Genomic DNA, 13,024 nt, shown 5'->3' with positions numbered 1-13,024 from the left:
CAAGCAGACATTTCAGCCTATCTTCTGCCAAAAGAGAGATTGCTGCAAGGGTTATTCATTTCACAATAGCGGTAAAGTGCATATTTTCGTGCATTTAACCGTATCTTCACTTGGATTCAAGCATATTCGTGCATGGTTGAGTGGGGGAAAGGGGAAAGGGGAAAGGGAAAAGGAGAAAGGGAACAAATACAATGCCCCATGCCCAATGCCCCATGCCCAATAATTAACAAAGGACAAATAACAAATGACTAAATTTCCTATTGATCTCGGTGCTTACAAGTATTTATCACTTAATCCGGCGAATCCTAGCTTGACGGCGGAACAAAGAGACGCACTCAAAGCCAATATTCAACTTTGCCGAGATGCGATCGTGTTTTTTACCGCTACAGGTGCAGCTAGAGGCGTGGGTGGTCACACTGGTGGGCCATACGATACAGTTCCAGAAGTGATGATTCTCGATGCTTTCTTCCGGGGAGTATCTGAGCAATTTGTGCCGATTTTCTTTGATGAAGCTGGACATCGTGTCGCTACCCAGTATCTCATGTCAACGCTGCATGGGGATTTACCCGCAGAGCGCCTGCTACAATATCGCGCAGCCCATTCTCATTTACCCGGACACCCGGAATTAGGGTTTACTCCTGGGGTAAAATTTAGCTCTGGAAGATTGGGACACGTCTGGCCTTACGTCAACGGTGTAGCAATGGCGAATCCTGGCAAAGTAGTGTTCTGCCTTGGTTCCGATGGTTCCCAGCAGGAAGGTAACGACGCAGAAGCGGCGCGGTTGGCTGTTGCTCAACATCTCAATGTCAAGCTGATTATTGATGATAATGATGTCACCATCGCCGGACATCCTTCTAAATATTTACCTGGGTTCACCGTCGCCAAAACCTTAGAAGGGCATGGATTAAAGATACTTCAGGGAGATGGGGAAGATTTAGACGATTTGTACAGCCGCCTATGCGAAGCCGTAAATACACCCGGTGCGATCGCAGTCATCAACAAACGCCCCATGTGTCCCGGTATTGAAGGCTTAGAAGGCTCAACCCACGGTCATGATGTGATTTCCGTCGATTTAGCGATTAAATATCTCGAATCTCGCGGACAGACTGCGGCTGTAGAATACCTGAAAAATATCGAGCAACCCAAGCAAACCTATACATTTATTGGTTCTAGCGATAAATGGGGCGCTAACCGCAACGTGTTTGGGGAAGCTGTGGTAAATGTCCTCAGCCGCATGAGTGAAGCCGAACGCAAGGAGAAAGTCTTAGTCATTGATAGCGACTTAGAAGGCTCCTGCGGATTGAAGAAAATCCATGATACCTATCCCGAAGTATTTATCCCCTCTGGCATCATGGAAAGGGGTAATTTCTCGGCTGCGTCAGGGTTTGGGATGGTAAAAGGCAAACAAGGCATTTTCGCCACCTTCAGCGCCTTTTTAGAAATGTGCATTTCTGAAATCACAATGGCGCGGTTGAACCAATCTAACGTTCTCTGTCACTTTTCCCATGCTGGTATCGATGACATGGCGGATAATACCTGTCACTTCGGCTTAAATAATATGTTTGCCGATAATGGCTTAGATGACCGCCATGACACAAGACTCTACTTCCCCGCCGATGTGAATCAAATGACAGCTTGTGTAGAAGCTGTATTTTTTGACCCCGGATTGCGGTTTATCTTCTCCACCCGTTCCAAAGTCCCCAATATTTTGGATAGTAACGGTAATGAATTCTTTGGCAGTGGTTACAAATTCGTCCCTGATAAAGATGAAGTAATCCGCGAAGGCACACAAGGCTATATTGTCAGCTATGGTGATGCTTTATACCGTTCTTTAGATGCGGTAGAACGCTTGAAGCAAGAAGGCTTAGACGTGGGTTTAATTAACAAACCGACTTTAAACGTAGTTGATGAAGAAGCGATCGCTAAAATTGGTAAAGCACCCTTTGTCTTAGTAGTGGAAGCATTCAACCGTCGCACTGGCTTAGGTAGCCGTTTCGGTTCCTGGCTGTTAGAACGCGGCTTGACTCCTAAATATGCTCACTTGGGAACTTATAGAGAAGGTTCCGGTGGCTTGTGGGAACAGTATCCCCATCAAGGTATCGATCCAGTGGGTATTATCAAGAAGGTGAAAGAATTGTTGTAATTCGTAATTCGTAATTCGTAATTGAGTAGGGTGTGTTGTCGCGTAGCGCAACGCACCGATTTTTTTCAGGAAGAGACAAAAAATTTATGCGATCGCAAAACCTGATAGCCGATATTAAAGGTATTTGATGCTCGATTTGCCGTGCAAAAATGCGATCGCCTCTGCGCGGTTAATGATTTGCTGTGTTTAGTTCTATATTAGTCAACTTCGTCGCGCTAACGGGAGATAAATTGCTCCATTAAGATAGAGTTGGGTGCTATAGGATTGCGGTAGGACTGGAAAATGACACAGAAAGAAAAACTTGAGCGACTAAAAGCGATATTCGCAGAAATGGAGCAAGCGCTAATTGCTTACTCTGGGGGTGTTGATAGTACATTGGTTGCCAAGATTGCATATGATGTTTTAGGCGATCGCGCTTTGGCTGTAACTGCTGTTTCACCATCGCTATTGCCGGAAGAATTGGAAGATGCAAAAATTCAAGCGGCAACTATTGGGATTCCTCATCAAATTGTCCAGACAAACGAAATGGACAATCCCAATTACACCTCTAACCCTGTAAACCGTTGCTATTTCTGCAAAAGCGAATTGCACGACACCCTCAAGCCTCTAGCTAGGGAATTGGGTTATCCATACGTCGTGGATGGCGTAAACGCCGATGATTTACACGATTATCGCCCAGGAATTCAAGCAGCTAAAGAAAGAGGTGCGCGATCGCCTCTAGCGGAAGTTGGTGTGAGTAAAATGGAAGTCCGCCAGCTTTCACAGGAACTGAGTTTACCTTGGTGGGATAAACCAGCGCAACCCTGTCTCAGTTCCCGTTTCCCCTATGGTGAGGAGATTACTGTTGCGAAGTTACAACGCGTTGGGAGAGCAGAAATTTACTTGCGTAAGTTGGGTTTGAAAAATTTGCGCGTGCGTTCGGAAGGTGATACAGCACGCATTGAATTACCACCAGAACAAATCAAAGAATTTGTATTGACGATAGATTTACCGCAAGTCGTGTCTGCTTTTCAAGAGTTTGGTTTTATCTATGTCACCCTCGACTTAGAAGGCTATCGCAGTGGTAAGTTAAATCAAGTTTTGCAGCCGCAAGCCTTGAGCTTGAAAATTTAGAGCTAAGGAACTGACAAATAAAAAAATATCCCAGTATTTATTGTGGGGTGGACATCTTTTCCGCCCAGTTGATGTGGCGGGCATCTTGCCTGCCCCACAAGATGGAATAATTTATTTCTTGGAAATCTCTAATCGGATAGCGATCGCTCATAGCCCAGTCACCTGTCCTACTGGTAGAGGTGTATATTTTTACTATCAAGATGGCTTGATGATTGAAATTTGCTGCCATCCTCAATAAAGCTGACACTTTCACAGAAAAACTACGAAAATTGACTTTGATAGTTATATTCTTTTGATTAAATTCCGAAAAAATGCTTGCATAATTACCTCAAAGGTTACCTAATATACCTTACAACTGCAAGCAAATATTTTATTGATGAAAAAGTTTATTGTATTGTTTTTCATCAGCTTATTGCTAGTGACAGCAACACCAGCAATGGCTCAATTTTCTCTACCTATCCCCATACCAACTGTCCCCATTCCCATACCTGAAATTCCAACACCACAACTTCCCATCCCCGATATTACCAAACTGTTAGAGGGAGACCCCCCGATCACCACCAGTTTTGCCGATACTCGCCAGCAATCAACCCTTCCCGATAACTTTAAACCCCAGAAATTCCAACGCTTAACACAGCTACCACGCGGCGCTAATGGTGGTTTTTTATTACGTCCGGGGGCTTTTGAATTGGCAGTGGAAAGTTACTGTTTAAGAGCAGGTACTCATGGGCCTAGTCAGGGAAATGGCTATCTCTACGCACCTTTAAAAGGTTCCAAAGCCGGACTTATCCAGCAAATTCTGCAAAACTCCGTCCGTCATCCAGAAATTCCCCAAAAAGATATACAAGTGTTGCTATGGGCTATTATTGCCCGCACAAAAATTAGTGATACTAACGCAGAAATCCAGCAGACAGCAGCAAAATTACTCACTAAAGATGATATTTTTCAACTCAACGGCGGTGCTTTGGGCTTAATACCCAAATCAGTATTAGATAAAGCCACTGCTAATTTGCCTTCTCCATTACGTTTGGTGTTTGAAACAGAAGCGCGTATCCGAGAAATGCTCACAATCAAGAGTACAAGTTACACGCAACTAGAGCAAATTGCAGTGTTGGCTGGAGAACCGCAACGAGATGGGCCAGAAATACCAGAGGGTCGTTGGTCACTTAATCCCCAAGGATTTTACATCCGTTATCTGCCTACTTACTACAGCAAGACACTAATTCAAATTTACGTTCCTGATAATTTTCGTAAGCAAGCAAATGCCAATGTAAACTTAGCAGCTAAGTCTACAAAAAAAGCATTACTTCTAACACAAGATGGGGGCGTAGAATACAATCCAGCTGGTGAAGTTGCTGTTCCTGGTGACACAGGAAGACAGCGCTTAGGTTTATCAGCTCGTCCGGCTGATGGAGGTACTCCCGATGCAGATAACGATGCAGGTAATAACGCAGGTAATGACGCAAGCGGTACTCCTGGTACAGGTAATAATGCAAACGGTGCTTCTGGTACAGGTGATGATACAAATTCACAGCCAGACTCATCTGCTCCCAGAACAGGAAATACCCTAACACCCACACCTAAAGCGCCATCAAAATTAGAAATCTTTTGTAATCCTGTAGTCAGGCAATCTCTTGACCAAGACTGGCAAGGAACACAAGCTGATAATAGAGAGAGACTGAGATGGGTGTTGTGGAATAGCACTACTGGAAAACTTTCAGTGACAAATGTCACAGTAGGAGATCCCATTAGTGGTAGCGTTGCACCAGGAAACACCCCGCCTGATGAAAATGGTGTATACGTGGTGGGAATATATCATACCCATCCCCCCAAAAATTTAGACCCAGAACCAGGTAGTGTTCAAGTACGTGGCCCTAGCCCTTTCAATGACATAATTAATGCAGATACAAGGAAAGTACCTTCTCTAGTCAGAGATTATACAGATAACAATCTCACAACTGTTGTGGACTATCTCTACGGCCCCAACAAAAGGGGTGAAGCACAACCTGGCGGCGATGTGATGACAAATGTTCATCAATTGCCTTTGGGTACATGTGGTTCTTAATCCTCTTTTGTCAGATTGGGAAAATCTAATTCAATACAGGTCAGATAAGATCATTAGTGATTGATTTGTCAGTTGTGGAAACAACTAGCTCAATTGGGGGATTCTCCCCCAAACCCCCGATTGGGTGACGGTTGCGTCCCCCAAACCCCCTCCAAAATTATTGTTCGGTTTTTTGTTGAGTAACTATTGGTCTGTCCCATTAATTTTGCTGGGTGAACTCATTCTTCATTTCTCTTCCTTTGTGTACTACCCTGCGGGAACGACTTCGTCGAACGCGCCTTTGCGGTTCGTTCCTCAACACCTCAGAACTTATGGGACAGACTACTAGTTTTGTGGTTTTGTTGTCAATTAATTTTCTTAACTAATAATCTCAGAATCAGCCTGAGATTATTGTTTTCCGAGAGTGACAAAACAGGGTTAATTAGGGGTAATATCAATTTCAGATTTTGGTCTCAAACACTACTTGTTACCCAATGCTTAAACCACCAGCTCGACGTGCAGATTTTTGTCGAAGATTTCTGACTGGACAAGCAGTCCCTATTAATCCGCGATCGCCCATCTGACATAAGGTCGAGAAGCTGCTACAGTTTTGTAGGTGATTTCCTTAGCATTTGCCTGAATTTTTCGCAAATCTACACGGAAATATGCTTGTTTATTCTTAAATTGCACATTGTAAAATGTGTATTCTTTATTCTGTGTTTGACCAACACAAGAAGCATATTTATCATTTAAGCTGGCAACATATTCTACAACTTGCTTATTAGATGAAACTAATTTTGTGGTGTTAGAAAATGGTCTAGTATCAGCAATTACTGTATGTTCAGCACCACCTTCATAAGGTAGTGTCAACCACCATAAACCAACTGACTCAGGACAAGTACCCGCAGTACTTTGGATATTTAATTTGACATTTGGTGTAGTAATTGGACCTGTTGCTGATTCTGGTTGCGCTTGTGCTTTAGCAAAAAGTGTTACTACCACTGCTAAGGGAGATAGAAATACACCAAGAGTTGTTAATTTTAGCCAAGTATTCATATAGATTTTTTGCAAATTCAACCTATCTAATTAATATTGACTCGCAAAATCTTGCGAAAGTGCCATCTTATTTAAGATTACCGTGTTGTCAGTTACAGTTCTACACAACTAATTCAGCAACAATGTTAATAAATACTTGAGAATGCAGCCTCATCGCAATATTGCGGCTCTTTCATGAAACCTAGAATTATTGTTTGTGGCTTAGGACGGACTGGATATAAAGTCTTTCGTCTGCTGCGACAGCAGGGTGCGTTTGTAGTTGGTATTCATCACAAGCCTATCCCTGGCGAAACCGCAGGAGATGTGATTATTGGCGATTTGCATACGGCGGCTACCCTCAAAGCCGCTGGAATTGAAGAATCCCATACTTTAGTCATTGCTAGCTCTGATGATGCGCGTAATTTAGCAATTATGATGCAAGCGCGGATACTAAATCCGCATATTCGCATTATCAACCGCTTTTATAATAATAGTCTGGCAGAACGTCTCGATCATACTTTGCCAGACCATTTAAGTATGAGTGTGGTAGGTTTGGCAGCACCAGTGTTTACTTTTGCAGCACTGGGTAATAAAGCGATCGGACAAATTAAATTATTTCAACAAACTTGGCCGATTCAAGAAGAATATATTGACGAATATCATCCTTGGTTAGGTCGTAAATTAGGCGATTTATGGGAAGAGAGGTCGCGAATGTTAATCTATTACCTTCCTGTAGAAGGTGATTTAGATTTAGTCGCGGCAGTGCTATCTGGGCAAGAATTAAAAGTAGGCGATCGCTTAATTGTTGGTATCCAACCTCGCGTTCGTCCTATCCGCAAATCATGGGTAAGAAAATTCATCAAAGTTCTCACTAGTTTGCAGCAATTTCAAAAACACGCTCAATCAGTTGTAGCGATGGCAATGGTGTTATTTGCCATTATTTTGATGGCTACACTTACCTATGTTTCTGCTAGTTTAAATATCTCTTTTATCGATGCTTTATATTTTGCAGTCGGCATGATTACGGGAGCAGGTGGTAATGACAAAATAGTTGAAAATGCTCCCAGCAGTATTAAATTATTTACTGTCGTAATGATGTTAGTTGGTGCAGCAGTAATTGGTATTTGGTATGCTATGCTCACCGATTTTATTTTAGGTAACCGCTTCAAGCAATTTTGGGATGCTGCGCGCATTCCGCAGCGACATCACTACATAGTCTGCGGATTGAGTGGTATTGGCGTGAGAATTGTGCAAGAACTTCATACCAGTGGACATGAGGTGGTAGTAATTGAAACCGACAGCAACAACAGATTTGTCAACACAACTCGTGGCTTAGGTATTCCCGTCATTCAAGGTGATGCCAGTTTCCGCGCTATTCTCCAAGCCAGTAATATTGATAATGCTGTCGCCGTGCTGGCTGTTACTAGCAACGATGCTATTAACTTAGAAATTGCTCTCAAAGCCAAAGGATTATCACCCAGCATTCCTGTCATTGTGCATTATGCTGACCCAGATTTTGCAGGGATGGCACAACAAGTATTTGATTTTGAAGCCGTACTCAGTCCTGCAGAACTAGCTGCACCAGCTTTTGCGGCGGCTGCATTAGGGGGACGCATCCTAGGTAATGGGATTACCGCCGATAGTTTGTGGGTAGCTTTCGCCACGATGATTACACCAGCACATCCTTTCTGCGGTCAATTAGTCAAAGATGCTGCGATGTCGGCTGATTTTGTCCCTTTGTACGTAGAAGCGAGTTGCCAAACCTTTCACGGCTGGGATTTATTAGAAACTCAACTGAGTCCAGGCGATATTTTATATTTAACAATGCCTGCAAATAGATTATATGAATTATGGCGCGATGGGCGATCGCAAGTAATGGTAAGTTGATTGGTGGTCGTTTGTCATTTGTTATTTGTCATTTGCCATTTGTCATTTGTTCACTTCATTGCTCTAACTTTCATCGGGAACTAATTACCCAAGAAAACGTCTATTTTCTTTTATTAAATTAGTTCCAATATGAAAGTTAGGTCTATTAAAATTGCGATCGCTTTATCGCTGATTAGTGTGGGATTTTCGCAAACTGCTCATACTCAAACACCCAGCGCAAATTACGCACAACTTACACAGCAAGTTGCATCACTTCGTCCCCAAGGGGCAAAAGGTTTAGAGACATTTCTTAATAATCATGCACAAGAATTAAAAAACCCCTCGCCACAAATCAAAGAAGCGTTAGATAAACTTTGTCAGCAACGAGATTGCTATGCTTCTAAACTTTATTGGTACACCGATTTAGAACAAGCAAAAGCTGCTGCTAAAGCTAGTAATAAGCCTATACTTTCATTACGTTTGTTAGGAAATCTTGACCAAGATTTAAGCTGTGCCAATAGTCGCTTTTTCCGCGTAGCATTATATCCCAATGCAGAAATTTCCAAATTCCTGCGCGATCGCTATATTCTCCACTGGCAATCGGTACGTCCTGTCCCCAAAGTTACCATAGATTTTGGTGACGGGCGCAAGTTAGAACGCACCATTACAGGTAATAGCATTCACTATATTCTCGATAGTTCTGGTGAACCAGTCGATGCAATTCCTGGTTTATATGGGCCGCAAGCATTCCTGCGTCAGTTAGTAGCTGGGGAAAAAGCAGTTAAAGAATATACTAATTCTCAAGGTGTAGCCCGCGCTGGTTTTTTGCAAGAGTATCATCGTCAACAATTAGCATCTAGCCAACGTCAATGGGGAGCAGATTTAGCAAAACTAGGTATTAAAAATCTTCCTCGACTTGTGGAAATACCTGCTAATAATAGTGAAACACCTAGTGCCGCGGTTGCTGGTACTATAGCTGTGAGTAAAATGCGAATTGAATCTCCTTTATTGCGAGATATTAATATTGCTAGTACCAATCAAACAGCACTTCAAGATATTACTGACTCAGCAACATGGCAGCGAATTGCCCAACTCTACAAAGCAGATGCCAAGTTAGATAATAACAGTGTGGCATTAATACGTAACAAGCGTTTTCAAGCTAATAAAGCTGATAATTTACAGCGAGTTGTGGGCAATTTTGAAACTGTAATGGCATTAGATACAATCAGGAACGAATATACACTGCATCACCAAATTCATCAGTGGTTTATGCAGGGTAATGCCACAAATAATGTGAATAAATTGAATGAAAAAGTTTACGCTGAATTGTTTTTAACTCCTAATTCCGATCCTTGGTTGGGATTGATGAGTAATGACAGTTACAGTGCAATTGATAATGATGGTATTCGCAAGTGATACAAAAAATATTAGAGGTTTTTTGAAAAATGAGCGGCTGTAACTTTAAGCGCTTATCCCCCCAAACAACCTTGAAAGGGGGGGTAGGGTTTAAGGTTAAATTAACAGGTATGAGCAGTCCCTGTGTCCTACTCGCATAAATGATTTACCTGGAATATGCTGTATTTCTACTTTTATAGGTCAATCCAGTTCAGTTTAAAAAATAAATTGACAACAAAAACAATAATTTTGGAGGGGGTTTGGGGGACGCAACCGTCACCCAATCGGGGGTTTGGGGGAGAATCCCCCAATTGAGCTAGTGTTTCAACAAGTGATAAATCAATCACTAATGATCTTATCTGAACTGTATTGTTATTATAGGTAACGACATTTACAGTCTTGATCTAGCTAAATCGCATATTAGTAAATTAAGTCGGTATTTAAAGCGATTAGGAAAATCCTTTGAATAAAAACTTAATAGCTTTTATAGCTAGTTTGATTTTTAGTATTGGAGCAGCAATTCTTCTCGATGCTATAGTTAAATCTCTTAAAATACCTACATTTACAACTTTAACTATAGCTATTGTCGGCAGTTATATTTTGATGATGTTGAGTATCATACACAATTGCCTTGCTCACTCTAAGAAGAATAAATGAGCTTTTGAGTATTTTTTCTTGAAAGGCGAAAAACTCCATCTCCTTGTAGGTGGAGTTTTTTATCATACTCATTTGCAGAAATTTCGCAATAGATAAATACTTAATAAAGGCACAAAATTGTTAGCTTACTACCTATCTGCCACAGTGTTTTTCCTAGTAGCATAAAATGCTATTTTTTTATAAAAATCACTTAAATAAAAATGCCACCCCAAGGAGTGTTTGGAGTGACCTCAAGCCCTAAGATGATGTATTACACACAAACTAATTATGTTGCAAGAACTAGGGTTATTTACTCTATCAAAAGAAAGTTACTTCAAAGATGTATATCTATCGTAGGTATTAGAGCTTTTTAAGTTGTCTGCCAACCTAAAAATATTGGGTGAAGTCTGGGGAAAGGTAAAAGGGTAAGGGCTAAAAAACCTTTCCCCCTTACCCCTTAACCTTTATCCTGCTAAGTTACCTTGGCGAACCTCCTACTTATCGCCAATAAAATCAACCACTATGGGTGGGATGTTACTTTGTCCGTTGGCGGTTGTTTGGGGTTTGACTATTGGCTGCGGATTTAATGGGGTGGGTAAAGCTTCACCTGGCTTGGCGGTTTGATTCCACAAAATCAGTGAGAGTAAACCATCAACTAAACCGTTGGTGCCGCCATTACTACCACCAACCAGGATATCTGGGATGAGGCGAACATTGCGATCGCCAATAATTTGCATTAGTTGCATAGCTGTATAACCTTGTGGCCCCAAGGCTTCCACACCAGAGCGGTAGGTTTCAGCTTTAGCATTACCTGTGGCGCGGATTCCTTCAGCATCAGCCATTGCGCGGAGTTTTGTACCCTCGGCTTCACCATTAGCTTGCTTAATTTGCGCTTGCGCTTTCAAATCGGCAATGTGGACACTCTGCTCTGATTTCACCATTTCTTGTTGGATATCAGCGAGTGCTGTTTCCCGGACGAGTTGTTGTCTTTGGGTTTGCGCTGCTTGCTGCACTTCGTAGGTCTTGCGCTGTTCTTCGGCAATTTTCCGGTCTGTCTGAGTTTGCATTAAGGTTGCTGGCGGCTGAATATCACCAATTAAGGTGTCTATGGCCTGCACGTCATAAGCGCGAATTGCTACTTTAATATACTCAGCAGCTTCGGCTTGACGTTCACTTCTCGCAGTCAGAAAGTCAAGGACTGTACAGTTTTGAGCAGAGTTACGGAAATAGTTACCGATAGTGGGTTCCAAAACATGGTCTACAAGATTTTGCATGGAACCAACGCGGGAAATTACCTTAGGCGCATCTAAAGCACCAACGTGGATAATTTGCGCTACTTCTAAATCGAAGGCGAACCCATCACGCGATCGCACAGTCAGGGAAGCTAGTTTAGCATCATAGCTATGACGTTCGGTGCGACCTGACCAGTTTAAAACAATGTTGGTCGTGGGCACCAATTCAATCTTCATGATCCGGGAATTAAGCGGGTGCTTACCAGGATAAAGTGGTTCAACCCACACACCTTTATGTCCCTGATTCACTAAGTTACCGTGGGTGAAGGCTGCACCACTCACGTCTTCTTGAGCTTGACCTACGAAAGAAATTACCACGCCCACATAGCCGATGGGAATTTCCGTCATTGGTACTTGTTCAACTTGCACAAACCAAGGATTCAAGTTCCACGAACCAGAAAGCAGAATCTGCTCTTGCAAGCCTCTGCGTCCACCTGCATCAATGAATTTCTGTCCGTTTTGGAAGTTATCGTGTCCCGCAATTGTTGGCCCTGCTATTTCTCCACCAGCAATTGGTACACCATCTAAAGTAGTGACAATGCCAACTTTATCAGATGACACACTATAAACCCGCAAATGTTCGGGATTCATGCCATGAGCAGAAGCGTTCGATGCCATGATCACTTTAAACAAAGCGGTGTTGATGCGGTAAGTACCTGCCGTCAAAAAGCCCATTTGACGACCTTTCTCGCCACCGTGGGTGAGGAATTTCCGCGCATCTTGAAAGTTATCGCAATCGACAATTTTACCTAAAATGCGTTCTGGGGGGTTAGATGCACCGTCTGCCGCTACAATCAAGGCGATTTCACCTTGAGGTACAACTACCACCGATTCTTTCCGCACAGAATATTGCCAAGGCCAATAACCCCAATGCCAACCAGGTGCTAAGGTATCTGCTTGCAAACCAGCTTCACCATTGAGCGCAATTAACCGCCCTGCGGGGAGTCCACGTCCAGATAAGGTAAACTTCCTGACGACAATGCCAACTTCCCGTTCGCCAATCACCACCAAGCCGCCAAAGAACAAGGGGACAAATACAATCACACCTCCCAAAACAATAACTGGGACTAGCACCCCAGACGATAATTGCATTGCCTGGTATTGAGTATTGCTACTCGGTAACTGGGCAACGAGGGGCTGTTGCTGTGTAGGTTTGACTGAAACTGAGACGATATCGTTGGTTGTAAATGTTTTTGTGGGTGTTGCCTTAGCAATATTGGCATAATTCACACTGCCAGCGATCGCTAAAGATGCGACAACAGATCCAGCAAAACGAGCTAATTTATTTTGTTTCCGCTTACCAAAAGAAGATTGAAAGCTGTTCATAATGTGTGCCCTTCTGGGCAACTAATTATCTAACGTATCACTTCACGGGGGCGGGGCGATATTTCTTAAACTTGGTGTAATTTTTTTATAAGAAGTAAATAGTCATTTGTCCTCTTCTCCCCACAATCTCCCTAAGTTCCTTACTCCAACAAGATTAAAATGCATAACTTGAAT

The 13,024-nt window shown here is 42.6% G+C and carries 7 protein-coding genes and 1 pseudogene; 6 read left to right on the top strand and 2 right to left on the bottom strand.

The features are described from left to right. Positions 1–244: 244 nt before the first annotated feature. The 4 genes and pseudogenes from AACU25_RS00250 (at position 245) to AACU25_RS00235 (ending at position 5,321) form a co-directional block, all read left to right on the top strand. Positions 245–2,143, top strand: a complete 1,899-nt coding sequence (locus tag AACU25_RS00250; RefSeq protein WP_096573375.1) for a transketolase C-terminal domain-containing protein — start codon at positions 245–247, stop codon at positions 2,141–2,143. Positions 2,144–2,425: 282 nt separating this feature from the next. After that, positions 2,426–3,256, top strand: coding sequence for an ATP-dependent sacrificial sulfur transferase LarE (gene larE, locus AACU25_RS00245; protein WP_096573374.1), 831 nt, complete (start codon positions 2,426–2,428; stop codon positions 3,254–3,256). Positions 3,257–3,386: 130 nt separating this feature from the next. Further along, a pseudogene (locus AACU25_RS00240) lies at positions 3,387–3,494 on the top strand (VOC family protein); the annotation flags it as partial. A gap of 138 nt (positions 3,495–3,632) precedes the next feature. Beyond that, positions 3,633–5,321, top strand: coding sequence for a hypothetical protein (locus tag AACU25_RS00235; RefSeq protein ID WP_096573373.1), 1,689 nt, complete (start codon positions 3,633–3,635; stop codon positions 5,319–5,321). A gap of 540 nt (positions 5,322–5,861) precedes the next feature. Here the strand turns inward: AACU25_RS00235 and AACU25_RS00230 are convergent. After that, positions 5,862–6,356, bottom strand: a complete 495-nt coding sequence (locus tag AACU25_RS00230) for a hypothetical protein (protein ID WP_096573372.1) — start codon at positions 6,354–6,356, stop codon at positions 5,862–5,864. 174 nt (positions 6,357–6,530) lie between these two features. On the opposite strand from AACU25_RS00230, the gene AACU25_RS00225 reads away from it, so the two are divergent. Both AACU25_RS00225 and AACU25_RS00220 read left to right on the top strand, forming a co-directional pair. Further along, on the top strand, positions 6,531–8,222 hold the full coding sequence (locus AACU25_RS00225; protein ID WP_096573371.1) for a potassium channel family protein: 1,692 nt from the start codon (positions 6,531–6,533) through the stop codon (positions 8,220–8,222). A 129-nt stretch (positions 8,223–8,351) separates the two neighbouring features. After that, complete coding sequence (locus AACU25_RS00220) at positions 8,352–9,617, top strand: hypothetical protein (RefSeq protein WP_096573370.1); 1,266 nt, start codon at positions 8,352–8,354, stop codon at positions 9,615–9,617. 1,109 nt (positions 9,618–10,726) lie between these two features. On the opposite strand, the gene AACU25_RS00215 is transcribed toward AACU25_RS00220, so the two are convergent. Beyond that, positions 10,727–12,850 (bottom strand): flotillin family protein, encoded by a 2,124-nt coding sequence (locus tag AACU25_RS00215; RefSeq protein WP_096573369.1) that lies wholly within the window; start codon positions 12,848–12,850, stop codon positions 10,727–10,729. Positions 12,851–13,024 lie beyond the last annotated feature (174 nt).

Source organism: Tolypothrix tenuis PCC 7101, assembly GCF_963874875.1.
Taxonomy (GTDB): Bacteria; Cyanobacteriota; Cyanobacteriia; order Cyanobacteriales; family Nostocaceae; genus Aulosira; species Aulosira tenue.
This window is presented reverse-complemented; position numbering and strand designations above follow the sequence as displayed.

Coding starts and splice junctions, on each gene's coding strand:
- AACU25_RS00250 (WP_096573375.1), top strand. CDS start 245: ATGACTAAATTTCCTATTGATCTCGGTGCTTACAAGTATTTATCACTT.
- larE (WP_096573374.1), top strand. CDS start 2,426: ATGACACAGAAAGAAAAACTTGAGCGACTAAAAGCGATATTCGCAGAA.
- AACU25_RS00225 (WP_096573371.1), top strand. CDS start 6,531: ATGAAACCTAGAATTATTGTTTGTGGCTTAGGACGGACTGGATATAAA.
- AACU25_RS00215 (WP_096573369.1), bottom strand. CDS start 12,850: ATGAACAGCTTTCAATCTTCTTTTGGTAAGCGGAAACAAAATAAATTA.
- AACU25_RS00235 (WP_096573373.1), top strand. CDS start 3,633: ATGAAAAAGTTTATTGTATTGTTTTTCATCAGCTTATTGCTAGTGACA.
- AACU25_RS00220 (WP_096573370.1), top strand. CDS start 8,352: ATGAAAGTTAGGTCTATTAAAATTGCGATCGCTTTATCGCTGATTAGT.
- AACU25_RS00230 (WP_096573372.1), bottom strand. CDS start 6,356: ATGAATACTTGGCTAAAATTAACAACTCTTGGTGTATTTCTATCTCCC.